The organism is Dyadobacter sp. CY343, from assembly GCF_021390335.1.
Classification (GTDB): Bacteria; Bacteroidota; Bacteroidia; order Cytophagales; family Spirosomataceae; genus Dyadobacter.
This window is the reverse complement of record NZ_JAJUXK010000004.1, coordinates 521,583-538,948: the sequence shown is the minus strand read 5'-3', so window position 1 is coordinate 538,948 and position 17,366 is coordinate 521,583. Positions and strand designations below refer to the sequence as shown.

Sequence of the window (17,366 nt, the reverse complement as noted above, 5' to 3'; positions counted from 1 at the left end):
GGCCCATAATAACTGCCTTCCTTAGACGGAATTTGATTTAAATAATCAAGTGCCCCTGAAAGGAGCAGTTGCTGGATGTCAAAATTTTTCATTGTTGATGATATTTAAGGTACCTAATTATTGATACCAAAAATATCGAATTGGCTTGCTGCAACAAAGCAAACGCAATGAATAATTATTCTAAGCCATGGCCAGCACCGCACTAAATAGCGATGGTCGACAGTTTGGAGGTGAGCCGCTGGATCATCGCTTTCTGTTCCAGCGGTGCCAGATCTGCAAATTTGTTTTGCCAGCGGTTGAGCTTTCTTGTGATTCGTTCCCTTTCCCGGTAGTCATCGCCCAGGTACTGGTAATCGTGAAGCTCGGTTGGCTCGGGATAATTCATCCACAGCTGCTCGATGGCTTTGCCACCCCGTGTCTGGCTTTCGAATTCAATGAACCTCCAATTGTCCCTGCCGAGAAAGTATTCATAGTAGATATCGTTTGGATAAGTACTGATTGCGATTTTGGCACTCGGATAGGAGTGAAGTGTCCGAAGCAAGTCAAGATGCTCGTCATCGGATAGCTCGTATTTGTATCTGGTGCCAGAGCTTCGGGTATGGATCGGGTAGGGCGGGTCAACGTAAATGAATGTGTCCTGTTGGTCAGCAAGACGTGCACGTCCGTCTTCCAGGAAATCAAAAGCGCAACCGTGATAGCAGTGTTTCCCTGATCGGCTTTCGAATTCCAATGCTCTAAAAGCCTCCTTTAAATCCGAAATCTCTTCCAGTCTAAAAAAGCCGCCTGAGTACATTTCGAACGGTGTTCTGTCTTTTTCTAGAATAAGGGTATACCGAGCTTCTCTTTTATGTCGGAAAATCCCGGCCATCCCGCCGAACAGCTCGATGTAAACCCTGTGCGGCGGGATTTGATTGATAATAGTTTGGTAAGTGCCTGATCCGGACTTACCGCCGAAGTAGGTGGTGTTCATTTGTTGGCAAGCAAGATGCGGGAGAAAGAGATTATTGAATTGGCTATGTAGTACAGCACTGCAATTGTTGCTGCAATAAGTGCAGATACTACAAGGCTGATCAGGCAGGCTGCGATCAGCCAGGTTCCGAGAAATTTAGCTAATAGTGCCATTTTGTTTGTATAGGTTTTCGTTGTTCAAATGATTAAAATAGAGTTGTAGGAGCGTGAATGCTTCGATTAACCGATCAGCCGAAGTCTGACTCCAGTAGTAGGTTTTATTTGCCTCTCTGTCCTGAAAGTCTTTTGCCTGCGTCGGAACTCCAAGCATCTCCTTTCCAATGAATATGGTTGCCCCGCTACTGTCGACATGGATGTGTACCTCGAAGTACCGGACACTATTAATCGCTGTGCAGTAGGTTATCTGTGATGCCGGGTTCTTTTCGAGCGCCAATAGCATGCAAGCTTTTATTTGGACGAAGTAGAAATCAAATATTTCATCCATCCTTGATTGTAATAACTGCATGTTGAAGCCGTGGGAAAAGAGATCTTGTATCTCTGTAAGCTCTTTTATTGCTCCCTCAATGGTGGTGATCCTTTTTTGGTATTTCATATCAGTGTTTTTGGGAAAATTGGAACTCTATTTTGTGCGTTCAGCTCGTAATCGACCTTTCCTAAAATCGACTGGATCGCATCGCCGTTGTCCTCTTGCTGCCAGCGGAACCAAAGTATCCTAGCAACTGAAAGCGGGATTGTGTAAATACCGACGCGGCTTTTTCCGAGCTTGAAAACCTTACCCCTGACGAGCGTGTCGAAACGTTGGAAGTATTCGGCTATAATGATCACCTCGTTTTTTGCCCTCGGGTCGGCGGCTAATTGTAGGAGCCGGAACATATACTGGCGCATCGCTTCTGCCTCGTAGTGGGCGAGCTTTAATTTGACAGGGAATAGCATTTTGAAGTGCTGATTTGGGTTTGGAACTGATCTTTGGTAATAGGTGAGATTTGCACCCGCAGGAAATAGTGGACGCGGTCGTTTTTGCTATGCCGTTCTTTCTCGGCCATTGCCATCCGACAGAGTCTGTTCAGGCGCCGTTTGGTGAAAACATTCTCACTGACTGACAGGAATACGGATTCGGCTGAAAAATGCCATTTTGGGAGCTTTGTTTTTTTGCTCATCTTTGCTGCGCGTTTTAGGTTTTATTATTAGCCGGTTGCAGGGTCCAAGCTGCAACCGGCCTTTTTTATAGGTAGGTTTCAAGCATCACAGGCATCATCAGAATGATCAACTCCTGTGCAAGTGTATTGTCGGGGTAGATGAGCATAGCCCTGTTTGGTTCACTTAATTCAATCCGTGCGGTGTTGCTATCCAGCTTCGAGAGAATATTATTGAGCAGCCGCCCATTGAAACCAATGAGGATTTCAAAATCCCCTTCGTAAGAAATCTCCTGAACGGAATCATTACCGTAGTCCAGATCCTCACTTTTGATAGTCAGCCGGCCGTTTGAAAATGTATGCTTGGTCGCAAGTGTTGTGGCATTTGCAAATATCGCTGCCCTGCGGAGCGCAGTTGACCATTGCGCTATATCGATTACCCCTTTAAGTGGCTGGTTTTTCGGCAACACACCCTCGTAAGCGACAAACCTTTCATCAATAAGCTGGCTTATAATGGTGAGATGTTCGTTGCTGATCTGCACGTTTTTATCAGAGACTTCGAGCGTAATATTTTCCTGATCCTCCGATAAGCTTTCAAGTATCAGCTTGGCAAAGGAAGCTGTAATGGTGAATGGCTTTGCGTCCATCTGAAAGCCTGTGCTGTACAAAGTGAGGCTGTGCCCGTCTGTGCTGACAAAATCTCCTTTTTCAGTCTGAATATGGATGCCCATCATTGCGGGGCGCAGCGTATCCACGGAAACTGTTGCAAGGCATCTTGTTATAGCCTCTTTCAGCTGTTTCACCGGCATGGTCAACTGGCTTCCGGAGAAAGCTTTGCGCTTTGGAAATTCCTCCCAAGGTTCAGTTGAAAGCTTAAATTTCTTTCCGTCGACGTTGATTTGTACAGAGCATACCTTCTCGATTCGTGTGTGGATAATGGAAACCGGGACATCTGGAAGGGTTTTGAGCAGCTCGACCGTTTTCTTGTGAGGGAGAAGAAAAGTGCCGGTTTCTCCAATGATGTTATATTCCACCGTGCTAGTGATGGACTCCTTCAAATTATCACCTGTGAAATGGATCTTGCCAGTGGTAAGGCTAACAAAAACATTTTCAAGTGCTCCAACTATCAGATTTGTGCTCATAGTTCTGCCCACAGATAGTAGTTCTCGCAATAAGGTTCTGGAATTCAATTCAATGGTGAGCACTTCGGTGTGCACGTCAGTAACTTTTTTCATTGGTGAGATTGTTAAAGTTGAATGGATAATTGGTCTGGATCAGGGCTTGTTTTGGCTTCCTCAATCGCTGAAATCAAATGTGATTGCTGCTCTCTGAGTATTTTTTCCATTGCATGGATTTCAGTAGGGATCTCCCAAGCCAGTTGACCTTTAAAAAAGTGAGAGAGTACCCTGTTTAGCGCCAGTGCGTCGTGGAGTTTTCCTTGTATCTGTGCCATTTTCTTTGTCGAATTGTTTTGCCCATTTGTCGAGCATCTTACTGCTGACCGTTGTCAAGCTCTGCGCAACGGGTCCAATCACTTCCAGCTGCTTGATGTGCAACGCAGCGCCGCCACGTTTGCCGTATTCAATCTCAGCTGTCAGCCTGATGGGCGTTCCCCTGGTGAGCGTGCCGTACTTGAATTTCAGGTTGCGGTAGTAGCAGCTGATTGATTTGGGCGGTTTGTTGCCCAGGTGCGGCAGCAGCTCACTGTGGGTAGGGATTGTGAAAGTGATCAGGCGCTCTTCATCTTTCAAGCGCCATTTGCCGGGATAGGCCACGGTGGTTTCAAGTGTGATGGTGATGGTTTCCATTGCGCGAATGCTTAAAGTGTTTAAAATGGCAGATCGTCGTCGTCTCCTCCGTTGGTAAGGAATGCCGCGGGTGCTGTTGCAGGGATTGCTGCTTGTCTGGCGGGTGCTGGCGCGGTTCGCGGCGGGCTGCCAAGGTTGACCGGCTTGCTTTGGAAATATGCCTTGACCATTTCGTAAGCCTTGTCAGCTTTTACGTTCTCTGTTGGTAGGAGTGTGCCACCGAAGTTGAAAACGGGCACCGTGTATTGCTTGTTTTCACCGTAAATTTTTTCCTCGAAATTCTTCACTTCGATCCATTCATCCTGCCACCGATTGCCATACTTCTCTATCGCTCCAAAATTGACCATCTGGCCACCTTTGAGCTTTATATTGATCAGCATTCCCTTCTCAGTCATAGCATAAATGGACTTCGCAAACTTCCCTCCGTATCGGTTTACTTCATCCTTGATATCCGCGTAAAGCCCGGTTGCTAAGTGACTTCCGTCCCGATAGTTTACCCGAAAATGCTCCTTTCTGGTATCCTGAACCTCGTTCGCATAAATGCCTTGCTGGCGGTCTTCGTCAAATCCGACGATCGTATTCATAAATTTCAGGGCAAGGAAACGGAACGGTAGGGGAAATGGTTTGACCTCCTTTGAATCCGATGCGTAGTAGCAGAATGAGTTTTGTCTACTGTCCCATTCCAGGTAGAACTGGCTTGGATTTGGCATGCGTCCGATTGATTCTTCGTGTCTTGACATGGTTTTTTTGCGTTTTGGATTGATTATTCTTTTCTGAAATTCGGGATCATTGAGCCGATGGATTGCGGCATGCCTCCCCGTATAGGCATTGTTTCAGGTTCGGCGACGGTTTGGATGCGGCCAAACAGCGTGTGTAAGTGGTTTTCGGAGTGGTACATCAGGTTGTCGTAGATGTCGACTTTTACCAGCTTACCCATTGCCAGATTGGTTACTATGAAATCATTGCGGTGAACGTATTTAAAGCCGTAGAACTGCCTGAAATCGACCCTGCCGGGGCTGTTGCCTGCTTGCCTTGGATGCGATCTTTCTACTGAGAGGAAGCTGAAATCATTAAATCCGCAGGTATGGGTATAAGCTTCAAATAATCCCCATCCGTATTTTGATTCCACCATTTGAAGGGCTTCGTTGATCTCCGGCCAGTTGGGCATATACAGCAGCAGGTCATCATCCTTGTTGTGGGGTCTAAGCCATTTTACGAATTCGTAAAGCTCCTCGTGTTTCCAGCAAAGCGCCAGCAGCTGTTTCCATTGTGCCCGCAGGTTCTTATCCAAGCCCTCTGGGAATGTTTCCCTTTCAATCCCGTAGTCGTAGCTGTACCAAGTCTCGGTCTTTTTCTGATAGCCATTTGGCTCTGGCAACCAGGTAAGCTTGAACTTGAAAAGGCTGCGGTTTGGATCGGGTGGAAGCGCCCGGCCTTTGGTGCGTTTTGGTTGAATGGGAGGCATTTTTGAAATTTTGAAAAATTGTTTTAATCGGATAATAACTAATGAAAAGCTTTCAATAGCTCAATAGCTTAATCGTTCAATTGAAACTCAATAGATACCTCAATTGAAATCTCTATTGAAACATTTTCGCCTTTTTTGCACATAGTTCGCCCAGCCCAAACAGTGTGTTTTTGTGGGTAACGGTTTACTATATATGTCCTTACTCCGCTGCTTCGTTTTTCGAAGATTTTGAGGAGTAAAAAGGCTTATTCGGACAGCAAGTCTAGCAGCGCTATTCCACGCTCACTTTCGATCTTGCTTTTTGTCCATCCTATGCTGAAAATGACTTCTGCGTCAGTCATTGGGCGCACCTTCTCCATTAGGGCATCCCAATATTGCCACCTGCGGGTGTCCTTTTCAAGGACAGTAATTACCCTGTCGGCGAATTTGTCGGCCGCATCCATTATGAATCAGAGAAATGCTTTTGTATATGTCCCATGATCTGCATGGGATAGATGCTGCGCTCCGCATCCATTTCCACTATCTGCTCGGCATCATGTAACAGCGCCCTGTATTCTGCACACGGTGAAACTAGTGTGTTTGTGATTTTTTGCATGTAGGCCAGTGTCTCAATGTATGGCCTTTCCATACCGTCTGAGGTTTGCTCCTGGCGAAACCGGTAGTAGATTGATATGGATTCATTAATGTGAAGCCAATCAAATTGCCATTCCCCGGGTTTCATAAGAATGGCCCCCCTTGCCGTCTGCTTTTGGAGCTTAACCATATAGTACGGATCAGCAGGAGGGAAAATGCAGCGATTATCAGTCCAGTGAAAAAGCTGTGGTTTGTGGCGATGAAATCCGAGATGGCTTCACCTGTGATAACGATTGTTAACACGATAAGCAGGGCGGTTTTAGGTTTCATAGAACGGGCTGGTTAATTTCTGGCAGCTTAAACAATGGCTCGGCAGCAGGAATGTATTTGCATACTATCTCCTTTAAAATCAGTGGTATGCGGATTAATTCAGCATCATCAACCTTCATCCAATGAGCCAGTCTTTGATATGTTTGACCTCTATCTTCTAACTCTTCACGAATAGCTGATCTTACAGACATCCGTTGAAGGTTATAAAGCTTTTTAAGTGAATTTGGCTGTACTGGATTTCCGCCGTTCATACCGTTTATGTCTGATTTGTGGATGTTTTTTTGATAAAAAGTCAAATTGTTTTTACTATTGTGTGTGATTTGTATAACAATATTAACACAAAACAGAATACACTTGCAACAAATACGGATGAAATTATTTTATATGTTGCCGATTTAAATTGTAATTACTTGAAAAGCAAAATGATATGTATGAAAAATAATTTGTTAGTTGTTGTTATGATCTCGGCAGTTTTCGTTTTCACTTCTTGTAATGATAGTAGTAAGGGTGATTCCGACTACGGGAAGGTGATAGCTGTTGACAGTGTTGCCAACAAAAGCAAAAATGAGGTTGATAACTTGTTGGGGGCAAGTGACGATCAAAAGCCTTGGACAGATAAGGAATCTGGCTGCAAATCCTGTCCAGTTGCTTTTTATAAAAATGGTGTGGTTGAAGTGATCTACATAAAAGGTAAAGCAGATAGAATCACTGTCAATAAGGTTAAGTATCCCTTCGAGCAATCGATAATATTAGGAGCGATCGGCTTGAAAGAAACGGATCCTTCCTTTAAAAACAGTAATGTGATGAGATGGAGCAATATTCCGGGATTTAAGGAAATATCGGCATTCAATGCAAATGATCAAATTGATTACATTCTTATAAAAACAAACACTAATTAGGAAATGGAAAATAATGTGAGTGAGCGAATCGCAAGTGTTATTAAGACACTAAACATGTCGAACAATGCATTTGCCAAATCTATTAATAAGAGTTCCTCAGCCGTAAATTTTATGGTGGAAGGTCGGAGCAAACCAAGCTTTGATGTGTTAGAGGCCATTTTAGAAAAGTATCCACAGATAAGTCCTGCTTGGCTTGTCACGGGAGAAGGAGATATGTCAAAGGAAAGCTCGACCTCTAAAGTTGTCAATGATTCCTATCTCCAAGACTATTTGCAAAAGTTGGAAGAGCAATTTAAGCGAGTGATGAATCAGTTGGAGACCAAAGATCGGCAGATCGAAAAGCTGATGGATCTGTTGGGAAAGCTTGATCTGAGTGAAAATTTGCCCTGTCTGGTTTTGAATTCTTTATTTGTTGAAAAGAGAGCTTAACTAACAGTTTCACTCACAGATGGAAATCCAGAGTTTCCAAATGGCTGTAAATTAATGCATTATATGATTGTCCTTTGTTCCCCTATGGGTCACAAACCGTGCAAAAAGGCACTTTCAATCATTACAAAAACCGTCCTGTCTCAGGGCGGTTTTTTTGTTTGTATTCTCTCCAAAGTCGCTTCGCGTTCCTTTAAAGCTGTCAAATAATTTCGATAATAAAATTAGATAACTTGCTTTAAATCAAGTGCAAAATAAGCTCCCGCTACCAACTCGGTCGGGCAAGTTAGGCTTCAAAATCTCTTCAAAAAAAGCTCTTTTTCAGACTATATTTACCTTTTAAAAAGTGTACAATACCAATAAATAAGGATTTGCTGCCGCATTCCCTGGTTTTTTCCTATTTCCAAACTTGGCTTGTCTCAAACGTGTAAAAACGTTTACAGGACAATTTTATTCTATCCATGAAAGAAATATTTATATAGGTTTGTAGTATATTTGATTCACGTGATAGAATAAATTGACGAATAACCATAAACCAATGCACATTTTAATGCTCACTAATTTTTACTATCTATGAATTTTCTACTAAAACTTGTATTCGCAGCGGGGCTCGTCAGTCCGGTTGTGGCGGCTTCGAATGATGAAAGTAGAGTTTCGCCTTTGGGCACCGAAAATGTAATCAGGAATCCTTACGCAGCGGCCAACGAGCCATTTACAATTGCAACGGACTCCACGAAAAGAGTGGCAGCGACTAATGCAGCTGCGGTAATGTGTGGCGGAGTGAAGTGGACACACGGAGAATTCTTGGGACGAACAAATGACGGCCGGCCAGTTTATACCCATGTAGTTGAAAATCGGGTTTACCTGAACTGGGACGGTACAATAGCCAATAATGTTGATATTATTTACAATCTACAAGGCACTAGGTTTCCGCATAATTCCACGAATGAACCTATTATTAAGGGTTGTCTTAACATGCCCGATCCAAGCACCGCGGCGGTTAATCTTTTGGGACGTTCGGGGGATAAAATCACATGTAACGGACATGTGATGGACAATGGAGATTTGCTCGGCGTTTTTGTTGATAACGGCGCATCGACTTTTCAATACACCAAGTACGTGGACGGAAAATTGTACGTGATGATCAAACAAGGCATTAACGATGAGCGTACAACGAATTATAATTATAGCCTGATGCCGGAGACCATTGAAAAGAGGCATGGCAGCTATATGGATCCAAAATGGGATGGTAAATTCACTTTGCAAATGTTGAATAGCTGTTACTGGCCTGGCAATTCCAAAACCGGTACAATCGTTTCTGATAATACTTGCGATTCGGGGCCGACGGTTTCAGGGATCACCAATATCTCACAAACTGCATTACGCTTTACATTTACAGGCAACAATATCGGTCGGGTAAAATGGCGCATCGAATCAGGAGATACGGAAGTGCGCTCAGGTACTACCGGCGATTTGAACGGAGGGAAAACAGTTAATATCAATTTCAATTCACTTAGCCCGGGCAATTATTCGCTGGAAGTTGAAGGCGAAAGCTGCTCTTCCGGCATTTCTCGCCGCGATTTCACGATTGGTGGGCCTGTTACTCCGGACTGCGACTCGGGACCTGCTTTATCCGATATTTCAGAGATCAGCCAGACCGGATTACGTTTTGCATTTACCGGTAATGGAATTAGTACCGTAAAATGGAGAATTGAGACGGGCGATACAGAATTGCGTTCTGGTACTACCGGAGATCTGGGCGGAGGCAAAGCTGCTAATCTTAACTTTAATTCTCTTAACCCAGGAAATTATTCACTTGAAATTGAGGGTAATAGCTGTAAGTCTTCCATTTCCAGAAGAGATTTTAGAATCAATGAGCCTGTTGTAACAGATCCAAATTGTGACTCAGGGCCGGCATTGTCTGGTATATCAAATATCACGCAAACTGCATTACGTTTCGCATTTACCGGCAACGGAATTAGTACTGTGAAATGGAGGATTGAAACAGGTGATACCGAATTGCGTTCAGGCACTACCGGCGATCTGAACGGCAGCAAAGCTGCTAACATTAATTTCAACTCGCTCAACCCAGGAAATTATTCGCTTGAAATCGAGGGTAACAGCTGCAAATCGTCCATTTCCAGAAGAGACTTCACGATCAACGAACCGGTTGTGACTATTCCTGACTGCCAGAATGGACCTTCGGTCTCCTCACTTAGCAGCATTACACCGCAAAGCCTTACTGTAAACTTTGGTGGCGATAACCTGCGGACTTTCTCATGGCGAATTTTACAAGGCTCTTATGCAGTAGCTACCGGCGAGACAGGAAAGTTGGGTGGTAATTCTGCTCCGTTGACATTTAATTATCTGAAAAACGGAACCTATACTTTTGAAATGAAGGCTTTGGATTGTAAGGCACCAGCTGTTGCAACCCGGAGTTTCAGTGTTTCGGCCACAGATACGCGGACATCTTGTACAAAGGGCCCGACTATCCAGTCATTGATCAGTACCAGTGATTCCAAAGTGGAATTCCTTTTTGACGGGGAAGACGTTTACGCGATCGACTGGAAAATCATGAACGACCAGAATAGGGCAGTTCGTCAAAATCGACTAGCTCCTCAAAATAATCACCCGGTAGCTGAATATAGCAAATTGCCGAATGGTGTTTATACCATGCAGATTCAAGGTGGCTTGTGCAAATCAACTACTAGTGCTGAGCGTTTCAGCGTTGGTGTGCCACTTCCGATCTACATTTCAAATTTCAAAGGTGATGTTGTTGAAAAAGGTGTAGAGCTTTCGTGGGAAGTGGTAGCGGAGCAGGATGGAAAAGAATTTGAAGTACTTCGTTACGATGATAAATTGAAAAATGAGGAAGTGCTTGGAACAGTATCCCTTACGGATCAGCGCACAGGCTGGTATAAGTTTGTGGATGAAAGTCCATTGCTTGGGATTAATTATTACCAGTTGAAGCAAATTGATGCGGACGGTACATTCACCAAAAGCAAAATCATCTCTGTGAATCCGGGTATTATCCTGGGTACTGTGGTAGCACCAAACCCTGCACAGGATTATGTTGATATCCAGTTCTCTTCGCGTTCAGCGGGCAACACGGAGGTTTTGATCTACAATGCAGCCGGTGTTGCAGTAGGTTCATCGCCGATCAAGATTTCAGAAGGTAAAAACGTGCATCGTGTTAACGTGAAACGTTTGGTAAACGGAAGCTACTTTATGAAAATCCAACATGCGGGTGAGCTTTCGAGCTTGCGTTTTACCAAGATGGATTAATCTTCAAGATTTAGATATTGAAAGAGCCGCTCAGCAATGGGCGGCTCTTTTTTGTTTGTCTGATAGCAAAACAATTTAAATCTCAGCTCCGTCAATTCCTGCAATTTTCTCCAAAGCCAGTGTCACTGTTTCAATGCGATCGACGTGCCCGCGTTTTGGATCGGAATATGCTTGCCCGACAGACCGCATATATGCCTCACCGTCGCGGGTATTAAAAAACGGATCGTGCTTTGCAAGCTTGTCGCGCCAGTTGTTCCCCACGATTTTTTTGGCCGCTGCAAACCTCAAAAGTAACCGTTGCTTAATCGAACCGCCCGCGCGCTGAACTGAACTTGTTTCCATGTGCATAATGTGTAATTTGCGTTATACAGGTTTTGTTGAGCAAATATCGGAAGAAAATTTTACTCAACAAATCTATTTGGAGAAAATTTTATTCGATATGTTTTCTGAACGATTAAAAGAGCTGATTGACCATTTTAAGATTTCAATAACAGCTTTTGAATCTAAAATAGGTGTTTCCAAAGGTGCGATTGCCAAGCCTATACGAAATAGAAAGTCGATAGGCGTTGAAGTGTTGGAGAAAATATTATTCGAGTATCCTGATTTGAATTTGGAATGGTTAGTTGCCGGAACTGGCACTATGATGAAGGGCGGCCAAATGCAGAATTCTGAAAGTTCAGTATCTGACAATCACATTACAATTAGCAAAGACGAATTTATCGAATTGCAGCGCAAAGCTTTGAGGCAGGAGGATAGGATTAGGGAATTAGAGCGGATTGTAGCTGAGAAGAAATAGATATTTGGAAAAAGGTCGCAAATTTGCGACCTTTGTTTTTTACTCACACACTATATTTTATGAATGCTAAGCAGCTAATCAAATTGCTGGAAGAAAACGGTTGGCAGGAAGTCAGATGCAAAGGAAGTCACAAGATTTTCAAACATCCGGAAATTCCTGCGACGATTCCAGTTGCATGCCATGGGAGTAAAGATATTCCTATTGGGACACTCAACAAGATCCTGAAAATGTCGGGCTTAAAATAAGAACCGTTATGAAACTATCAATTATAATAGAGAAGGGAGACAATGAGCTTTGGGGGCGCATAGAAAATGTTCCGGATTATCTTCCTGTTACAAGCGGAAAAACGCTGGACGAGGTTACTGATAACCTGAAAGAGCTGCTGGAAGATTTCATTATTGAGGATGGAAAAGCGCATGATCAGTGGCGCTCTATTGGTATTGAAGATATTGAATTTGATTATGTGTATGATCTGAGCGCCTTTTTCGAAATCTTCGATGATGTAAAGGTTGGAGCAATAGCCAAGCGGGCTGGTATAAATCCGTCACTTGTAAGGCACTATGTTGCTGGAACAAAATATCCATCAGCAGTCCAGGCGAAGAAGATAGAAGACGCTATTCACGAACTTGGCGAAAAGTTGCGGGAAGTGGTTCTTGCCTAAATTTTCAAGGTATATCCTACTCAGGCTGCAAAGCCTTTTCATTCTCATCAACAAAAGAACTATCCAACCATATTACAATCAGCAAAGACGGAATTTATTGAGTTGCAGCGCAAAGCTTTGAGGCAAGAGGATGGGATCAGGGAGTTGGAAAAACTGGCTGAGGACTTGGGTAAGAGATAAATTAGACTAACGGGCGTAGATGTGAACTTCTGCTAGTTGCTGAGCAACTTTCCTGATAGCACTTTCTATTTTTTCGGCTTGCTTGGCAGAAGCTTGCTTTTGGCCATTTGCATATTGCCTTACTAAACTTCCGTTCAATCCCGACAACTCAGCAATCTTCGTAACCTTCAAAAAGTTGAATTGTTCGAAAAAAGCTGTCAGGTCATATTCGATCTTGAATTCATATGTAGTCGGATCCAGCGCATGAAAATCCAATAGTAGCTGTTGCATACTTCCTTCAAGCTCTTCAATCGAATTAGCTTCTTCAACAATTAGGTTATCTTCATATTCAACGCGCCCCCACAAAGTGCCTTCTCCTCCTTCTACTATTAATTTAACAGTGGGCTTGGTGCTATTTTTCTTTAAATTCATGTTCATGCGTCTTTCCTTGTTAGTGCGAAGTGATCTTGTCAAAGTCCGGCTTGTTTTAAAATAGAATGTAGAGTTCCCGGTTTTAAATCTCCGCTATGCATTGGAACAGTAACCTTTCCTGCTTTAAATGGATGGATCATTTGAAGGTGACTTCCGCTTTGGCATTTTTTTACCCAGCCATCGTGTTTTAACAATTTAAGCACTTCTCTGGAAGTCATTCTTCCTTTTGTATAGTGATGTGTATAGATCCAAAAGTAACAATTATGTTACTTTATTGCAATAGTGTGATATTGTTTTTTGTCAGCTGCCCAGGCAAAGAAAATAGAAGACGCTATCCACAATCTCGGTGAGAAGTTACGGGAAGTTGTACTTGCCTAAATTTTCAAGGTATATCCTACTCCGGCTGCAAAGCCTTTTCCTTCCACCATTCCTCCCAAACCTGCTCGCCATCCAAATCGACTTTCTGGCCGATCAGCGGGGTTGCGAGTGGCATATTCTGCTTTTTAGCTTCAATGGAAGCTCTTTGGATCGGCTCGTTCCAGTCGTGGAGGGCGAGGGAGAACTTAGCCCAATGAACGGGCATTAGTTTCTTAGCGTGAAGCTCTTTTGCGGCGGTTACCATTTCTTCCGGCATCATGTGAATGTATTTCCAGGCTTCATTATACTGGCCGCATTCCAGCAATACCAGATCAAATTCGCCGAACTTCTCGCCGATCTTTTTGAAGTGCTGATCGTAACCCGAATCGCCGCCGATGAATATCTTTTTATTCGGCGTTTGCAAAACCATCGAAACCCAAAGTGCTTTATTTCTTGCAAATTCCCTGCCCGAGAAGTGACGGCCGGGTGTAATATGTACCTGAAATCCGGCTCCTAAGTCAACCGTTTCGTTCCAGTCTTTTTCAATCACTTTCGACGGCTCGTAGCCCCAGTATTCGAAATGCTCACCGGTTCCCAAGCCGGTGATAACCTGCTTCACTTTTGGTTTTAATTCTAAAATCGTTTTGTAATCGAGGTGATCGTAATGATCGTGGGAAATGAGCAGGTAGTCGATCGCGGGAAAGTCCGCAACTGTATACACGTCGGTTCCTTTGAAACTCGGTGTCGTGAAGCTGATAGGGGAGGCGCTGCCGCTCAGTACCGGATCTACCAAGAATGTTTTGCCGTCGATCTGCATAAAATACGATGAGTGGCCAAACCAAACCAGCACGTTTTCCTTTGGATCAAGTTTGAGCAAATCGGTCTTTTGTGAAGGAATAAGTGCTCCCGGAATATTGAATTTGCTCTTCCCAAAGAAGAATTTAGTGAGCACTTTCAAATAACTAGAACCTTCGGTCAGGGCCGGGGTATTGCTTTGATTTTGAAATTCACCATCGTGATAATTCGGTGATTGTTTGATCCTTTCGAGCCGCGCGCCGGTCGGTTTTCTTCCAAATTGAGGTTGCTGCATAAATACTAAAACACCACCGACCAGTAAGGCCAGTATTACCAGAAATATCATGAATATTTTTTTAAGTCGTTTCATTTGTTTGGAAAACCAGTACTCTGATTTTGTACCGCAAAATAGACAAAAAGCTACCTGCGCTAACTGATTGGGGATAAGTGGCAAATCTAGGCCATTTACTAGATTACAATCCAGATGAGCTATCAAAATAATAATCACCGCTTCCAAATTTGCATTCTAATACAAGTCGGATACAATTTATTTCTTCCTTATTTTTGATCAGAAACGCTATTCTAGATTTGATCAATGATGAAAATATTTGTGTTCTGCTTCTGTCTGCTTATTTCAGTCATTTCTTTCGCTCAAAATGTTGCTGTGCAAGACACTGGCTTTGTGCGAAGCAACTATAAAAAGACAGAGCAATATATTACAATGCGCGACGGTGTGAAGCTTTTCACGGCAATATATACGCCAATAGATTCGTCTCAGACCTACCCGATTTTAATGCAGCGCACACCCTACTCGATCAGACCGTACGGTGAAAATAGTTACCGGCGGAGTTTGGGGCCGAACGCGAATCTGATGCGGGAAAAATACATTTTCGTTTATCAGGATGCGCGGGGGAGGTATAAGAGTGAAGGTACTTTCCGGGAAATGACGCCGGCGATCCCAAATAAAAAGAGCAAAAAGGATGTGGACGAGTCGAGCGATACTCATGATACGATCGAGTGGCTTTTGAAACACACCAAAAATAATGGGAAGGTCGGCCAGTCGGGTATTTCATTTCCGGGCTATTATTCGTCCGCTGCATTGCCCGACGCACATCCTGCTCTCGTGGCAGTTTCGCCGCAAGCGCCTATGTCAGACGAATTTATTGGCGACGATTGCTACCATAATGGCGCATTTTTCCTGATGGATAACTTCGGTTTTTACAGCGGGTTCGATGGGCCAAAAAGTGCTGACGGGCAGAACTACCAAAGTCATTTCCAGGCAAGTTACAGCGACGCATATCAGTATTTCCTCGATTTTGGCCCCCTGAAAAAATCCAATACAGCACCTTATTTCGCGGACCCGAATAGTATCTGGCGGCAAACAACTGCACACCCGGTTTACGACGAATTCTGGCAATCCAGGAATATCAAAAACCATTTGAAAAACATAAAACCGGCCGTTTTGGTAGTAGGAGGGTGGTTTGATGCGGAGGATCTGTACGGTGCACTGAAAACCTACGCGGCGATCGAAAAACAGTCTCCCGGCAATAATAACAGGCTGGTAATGGGCCCGTGGACGCACGGGGGCTGGGCGGCGCCGGAATGGAAAGGATTTGCGCAATACCAGTTTGGCGGCGACGTGAATAAGTATTATCAGGACGAGATCGAGACAAAATTTTTCAATTTTTATCTGAAAGGAAAAGGCAGTTTTGACCAGGCGGAGGTTACCGTCTTTGAAACCGGGACTAATAAGTGGAAAAACTATGACGTCTGGCCTCCGAAAAACAGCCAGGCAACTGCCTATTATCTGGATACAAAAGGGAAATTATCACCTGCAAAGCCGGCTGCGGCAAAGAGTGCGACTGAATATGAAAGCGATCCTACGAAACCGGTTCCGTATACCAATGTGATCAGCGGTCGCAGGAACAATGAATATATGGCGGAGGATCAGCGTTTTGCGTCCCGCCGACCGGACGTGCTAAGTTTTCAAACCGATTCTTTGGCCGAAGATCTGACATTAACCGGCGAGATAGTGGCGAATCTGATGGTTTCTATGACGGGCTCGGATGCGGATTTCATTGTCAAGGTAATCGACGTCTGGCCAGCAAACTCCACTGTTCCTGCGGCCAAGGAAGGCGAGCGGGCGTTGCAAATGGGCGGGTATCAACAAATGGTGCGGGCTGAGGTTTTGAGAGGAAAGTTCAGAAACAGTTTTTCAAAACCGGAGCCTTTCACCAAAGATAAAGTGGAAAAAGTAACAGTAAAGCTCAACGAAGTTGCACATACATTTAAGAAAGGCCACCGCGTAATGGTGCAGATCCAGAGTAGCTGGTTCCCACTGGTAGATCGCAATCCACAAAAATTCATCAACATTTTTGAGGCAAATGAAGCTGATTTCCAAAAATCGAAAATCACAATTCACCACGATGCAGCGAATAGCAGCCACATTATCCTGCCGGTAATGCGTTAACAAGTCATTTTGAATGCTGGATTTATGAGAAAGCTTTGCCGGGAAATATTGGTCAGCCTGATATTGCTATCGATTGCATTTTTAGCCGAGGCGCAAACTTCGAAATTTAAGGTGCTGGCGATGGCCGAGCCTGGCGGGCATCATATTGCTTATTCCAAAAGGGCGAAGATCTGGCTGGATTCGCTCGCCGCAAAAAGTAATTTTACGGTGGACTATATTGATCATACTGACCCAATCAATGCTGTTTATCTCAATCAATATCAGCTCATTATACAGCTAGACTACGTTCCGTACGGTTGGAAGCCCGAGGCGGTAGCTGCGTTCGAACACTACATTAAAGAGGGAAAAGGGGGCTGGATCGGTTTTCATCACGCCACCTTGTTGGGGGAATTTGACGGATATAAAATCTGGCCGTGGTTCTCGGATTTTATGGGCGGTATTCGCTACAAAAATTACATCGCCGATTTTGCGGCTGCGACAGTGAAAATTGAGCAGCCCAAACATCCGGTCATGCAAGGAGTTCCTGCTTCGTTTTTGGTTGAAAAAGAGGAATGGTACACTTACGACAAAAGTCCGAGACCAAATGTGGAGGTGCTCGCGAGCGTGGATGAATCTACTTATTCGCCCGATTCAAAGATCAAAATGGGCGATCACCCGGTAGTTTGGTCGAATCCGAGCATGAAAGCGCGGAATGTATACATTTTCATGGGACACTCGCCGATTCTGTTTGAAAATGAAGCTTATAAAACGCTTTTCCGGAATGCAATCTTCTGGGCTGCCAAGCGGTAATTTTGTACAAAATTCCCTA

The 17,366-nt window shown here is 44.1% G+C and carries 21 protein-coding genes; 8 read left to right on the top strand and 13 right to left on the bottom strand.

The window, feature by feature from the left end:
• Window positions 1-202: 202 nt before the first annotated feature.
• From LZG94_RS14135 to LZG94_RS14095, 9 genes are all read right to left on the bottom strand, one after another.
• Window positions 203-970 (bottom strand): hypothetical protein, encoded by a 768-nt coding sequence (locus tag LZG94_RS14135; protein WP_233792519.1) that lies wholly within the window; start codon window positions 968-970, stop codon window positions 203-205.
• 135 nt (window positions 971-1,105) lie between these two features.
• Complete coding sequence (locus LZG94_RS14130; protein WP_233792518.1) at window positions 1,106-1,561, bottom strand: hypothetical protein; 456 nt, start codon at window positions 1,559-1,561, stop codon at window positions 1,106-1,108.
• Window positions 1,558-1,902, bottom strand: a complete 345-nt coding sequence (locus LZG94_RS14125) for a hypothetical protein (protein ID WP_233792517.1) — start codon at window positions 1,900-1,902, stop codon at window positions 1,558-1,560. The genes LZG94_RS14130 and LZG94_RS14125 overlap by 4 nt, the downstream gene beginning before the upstream one ends.
• A 289-nt stretch (window positions 1,903-2,191) precedes the next feature.
• Complete coding sequence (dnaN, locus tag LZG94_RS14120) at window positions 2,192-3,337, bottom strand: DNA polymerase III subunit beta (protein ID WP_233792516.1); 1,146 nt, start codon at window positions 3,335-3,337, stop codon at window positions 2,192-2,194.
• 150 nt (window positions 3,338-3,487) lie between these two features.
• Window positions 3,488-3,910, bottom strand: a complete 423-nt coding sequence (locus LZG94_RS14115) for a hypothetical protein (protein ID WP_233792515.1) — start codon at window positions 3,908-3,910, stop codon at window positions 3,488-3,490.
• A gap of 20 nt (window positions 3,911-3,930) precedes the next feature.
• Window positions 3,931-4,650 carry a hypothetical protein gene (locus tag LZG94_RS14110; RefSeq protein ID WP_233792514.1) on the bottom strand — a complete coding sequence of 240 codons (720 nt, stop codon included), beginning with the start codon at window positions 4,648-4,650 and terminating at the stop codon, window positions 3,931-3,933.
• A gap of 23 nt (window positions 4,651-4,673) precedes the next feature.
• A complete protein-coding gene (locus tag LZG94_RS14105) occupies window positions 4,674-5,375 on the bottom strand; it encodes a hypothetical protein (RefSeq protein ID WP_233792513.1) in 702 nt (233 codons plus the stop codon).
• 442 nt (window positions 5,376-5,817) lie between these two features.
• Window positions 5,818-6,138, bottom strand: a complete 321-nt coding sequence (locus tag LZG94_RS14100) for a hypothetical protein (protein ID WP_233792512.1) — start codon at window positions 6,136-6,138, stop codon at window positions 5,818-5,820.
• Window positions 6,139-6,274: 136 nt separating this feature from the next.
• On the bottom strand, window positions 6,275-6,529 hold the full coding sequence (locus tag LZG94_RS14095) for a hypothetical protein (RefSeq protein WP_233792511.1): 255 nt from the start codon (window positions 6,527-6,529) through the stop codon (window positions 6,275-6,277).
• Window positions 6,530-6,709: 180 nt separating this feature from the next.
• Here LZG94_RS14095 and LZG94_RS14090 point away from each other — a divergent pair, with 180 nt between their 5' ends.
• The 3 genes from LZG94_RS14090 (at window position 6,710) to LZG94_RS14080 (ending at window position 10,888) form a co-directional block, all read left to right on the top strand.
• Window positions 6,710-7,177, top strand: a complete 468-nt coding sequence (locus LZG94_RS14090; protein WP_233792510.1) for a hypothetical protein — start codon at window positions 6,710-6,712, stop codon at window positions 7,175-7,177.
• A 3-nt stretch (window positions 7,178-7,180) separates the two neighbouring features.
• Entirely contained in the window at window positions 7,181-7,606 is a 426-nt protein-coding gene (locus LZG94_RS14085) for a helix-turn-helix domain-containing protein (protein ID WP_233792509.1), read from the top strand.
• Window positions 7,607-8,176: 570 nt separating this feature from the next.
• Window positions 8,177-10,888, top strand: a complete 2,712-nt coding sequence (locus LZG94_RS14080) for a T9SS type A sorting domain-containing protein (RefSeq protein WP_233792508.1) — start codon at window positions 8,177-8,179, stop codon at window positions 10,886-10,888.
• Window positions 10,889-10,963: 75 nt separating this feature from the next.
• Here LZG94_RS14080 and LZG94_RS14075 read toward each other — a convergent pair whose 3' ends face one another.
• Window positions 10,964-11,230, bottom strand: a complete 267-nt coding sequence (locus LZG94_RS14075; protein ID WP_233792507.1) for a hypothetical protein — start codon at window positions 11,228-11,230, stop codon at window positions 10,964-10,966.
• A 16-nt stretch (window positions 11,231-11,246) separates the two neighbouring features.
• Between LZG94_RS14075 and LZG94_RS14070 the strand changes: the two genes are divergently transcribed.
• The 3 genes from LZG94_RS14070 to LZG94_RS14060 are packed head-to-tail and all read left to right on the top strand — an operon-like array spanning window position 11,247 to window position 12,345.
• The gene (locus LZG94_RS14070; protein ID WP_233792506.1) at window positions 11,247-11,684 is read left to right on the top strand and encodes a helix-turn-helix domain-containing protein; all 438 of its coding nucleotides are present in this window, start codon (window positions 11,247-11,249) and stop codon (window positions 11,682-11,684) included.
• 59 nt (window positions 11,685-11,743) lie between these two features.
• Entirely contained in the window at window positions 11,744-11,929 is a 186-nt protein-coding gene (locus tag LZG94_RS14065; RefSeq protein WP_233792505.1) for a type II toxin-antitoxin system HicA family toxin, read from the top strand.
• A gap of 8 nt (window positions 11,930-11,937) precedes the next feature.
• Window positions 11,938-12,345 (top strand): hypothetical protein, encoded by a 408-nt coding sequence (locus LZG94_RS14060; protein ID WP_233792504.1) that lies wholly within the window; start codon window positions 11,938-11,940, stop codon window positions 12,343-12,345.
• Window positions 12,346-12,531: 186 nt separating this feature from the next.
• On the opposite strand, the gene LZG94_RS14055 is transcribed toward LZG94_RS14060, so the two are convergent.
• From LZG94_RS14055 to LZG94_RS14045, 3 genes are all read right to left on the bottom strand, one after another.
• Window positions 12,532-12,942 carry a hypothetical protein gene (locus tag LZG94_RS14055; protein WP_233792503.1) on the bottom strand — a complete coding sequence of 137 codons (411 nt, stop codon included), beginning with the start codon at window positions 12,940-12,942 and terminating at the stop codon, window positions 12,532-12,534.
• A 32-nt stretch (window positions 12,943-12,974) separates the two neighbouring features.
• Entirely contained in the window at window positions 12,975-13,154 is a 180-nt protein-coding gene (locus LZG94_RS14050; RefSeq protein ID WP_233792502.1) for a type II toxin-antitoxin system HicA family toxin, read from the bottom strand.
• A 176-nt stretch (window positions 13,155-13,330) separates the two neighbouring features.
• Window positions 13,331-14,458, bottom strand: coding sequence for an MBL fold metallo-hydrolase (locus LZG94_RS14045; RefSeq protein WP_233792501.1), 1,128 nt, complete (start codon window positions 14,456-14,458; stop codon window positions 13,331-13,333).
• A 228-nt stretch (window positions 14,459-14,686) separates the two neighbouring features.
• Between LZG94_RS14045 and LZG94_RS14040 the strand changes: the two genes are divergently transcribed.
• Together LZG94_RS14040 and LZG94_RS14035 are read left to right on the top strand one after the other, a co-directional pair.
• On the top strand, window positions 14,687-16,558 hold the full coding sequence (locus LZG94_RS14040; protein WP_409013310.1) for a CocE/NonD family hydrolase: 1,872 nt from the start codon (window positions 14,687-14,689) through the stop codon (window positions 16,556-16,558).
• A gap of 24 nt (window positions 16,559-16,582) precedes the next feature.
• Window positions 16,583-17,347, top strand: coding sequence for a ThuA domain-containing protein (locus LZG94_RS14035; protein WP_233792499.1), 765 nt, complete (start codon window positions 16,583-16,585; stop codon window positions 17,345-17,347).
• Window positions 17,348-17,366: the final 19 nt, after the last annotated feature.

What these genes read in the sequence shown, in the direction of transcription:
- LZG94_RS14135 (WP_233792519.1), bottom strand. Translation starts at nt 970, where the DNA reads ATGAACACCACCTACTTCGGCGGTAAGTCCGGATCAGGCACTTACCAA.
- LZG94_RS14130 (WP_233792518.1), bottom strand. Translation starts at nt 1,561, where the DNA reads ATGAAATACCAAAAAAGGATCACCACCATTGAGGGAGCAATAAAAGAG.
- LZG94_RS14125 (WP_233792517.1), bottom strand. Translation starts at nt 1,902, where the DNA reads ATGCTATTCCCTGTCAAATTAAAGCTCGCCCACTACGAGGCAGAAGCG.
- dnaN (WP_233792516.1), bottom strand. Translation starts at nt 3,337, where the DNA reads ATGAAAAAAGTTACTGACGTGCACACCGAAGTGCTCACCATTGAATTG.
- LZG94_RS14115 (WP_233792515.1), bottom strand. Translation starts at nt 3,910, where the DNA reads ATGGAAACCATCACCATCACACTTGAAACCACCGTGGCCTATCCCGGC.
- LZG94_RS14110 (WP_233792514.1), bottom strand. Translation starts at nt 4,650, where the DNA reads ATGTCAAGACACGAAGAATCAATCGGACGCATGCCAAATCCAAGCCAG.
- LZG94_RS14105 (WP_233792513.1), bottom strand. Translation starts at nt 5,375, where the DNA reads ATGCCTCCCATTCAACCAAAACGCACCAAAGGCCGGGCGCTTCCACCC.
- LZG94_RS14100 (WP_233792512.1), bottom strand. Translation starts at nt 6,138, where the DNA reads ATGGTTAAGCTCCAAAAGCAGACGGCAAGGGGGGCCATTCTTATGAAA.
- LZG94_RS14095 (WP_233792511.1), bottom strand. Translation starts at nt 6,529, where the DNA reads ATGAACGGCGGAAATCCAGTACAGCCAAATTCACTTAAAAAGCTTTAT.
- LZG94_RS14090 (WP_233792510.1), top strand. Translation starts at nt 6,710, where the DNA reads ATGAAAAATAATTTGTTAGTTGTTGTTATGATCTCGGCAGTTTTCGTT.
- LZG94_RS14085 (WP_233792509.1), top strand. Translation starts at nt 7,181, where the DNA reads ATGGAAAATAATGTGAGTGAGCGAATCGCAAGTGTTATTAAGACACTA.
- LZG94_RS14080 (WP_233792508.1), top strand. Translation starts at nt 8,177, where the DNA reads ATGAATTTTCTACTAAAACTTGTATTCGCAGCGGGGCTCGTCAGTCCG.
- LZG94_RS14075 (WP_233792507.1), bottom strand. Translation starts at nt 11,230, where the DNA reads ATGGAAACAAGTTCAGTTCAGCGCGCGGGCGGTTCGATTAAGCAACGG.
- LZG94_RS14065 (WP_233792505.1), top strand. Translation starts at nt 11,744, where the DNA reads ATGAATGCTAAGCAGCTAATCAAATTGCTGGAAGAAAACGGTTGGCAG.
- LZG94_RS14060 (WP_233792504.1), top strand. Translation starts at nt 11,938, where the DNA reads ATGAAACTATCAATTATAATAGAGAAGGGAGACAATGAGCTTTGGGGG.
- LZG94_RS14055 (WP_233792503.1), bottom strand. Translation starts at nt 12,942, where the DNA reads ATGAACATGAATTTAAAGAAAAATAGCACCAAGCCCACTGTTAAATTA.
- LZG94_RS14050 (WP_233792502.1), bottom strand. Translation starts at nt 13,154, where the DNA reads ATGACTTCCAGAGAAGTGCTTAAATTGTTAAAACACGATGGCTGGGTA.
- LZG94_RS14045 (WP_233792501.1), bottom strand. Translation starts at nt 14,458, where the DNA reads ATGAAACGACTTAAAAAAATATTCATGATATTTCTGGTAATACTGGCC.
- LZG94_RS14040 (WP_409013310.1), top strand. Translation starts at nt 14,687, where the DNA reads ATGAAAATATTTGTGTTCTGCTTCTGTCTGCTTATTTCAGTCATTTCT.
- LZG94_RS14035 (WP_233792499.1), top strand. Translation starts at nt 16,583, where the DNA reads ATGAGAAAGCTTTGCCGGGAAATATTGGTCAGCCTGATATTGCTATCG.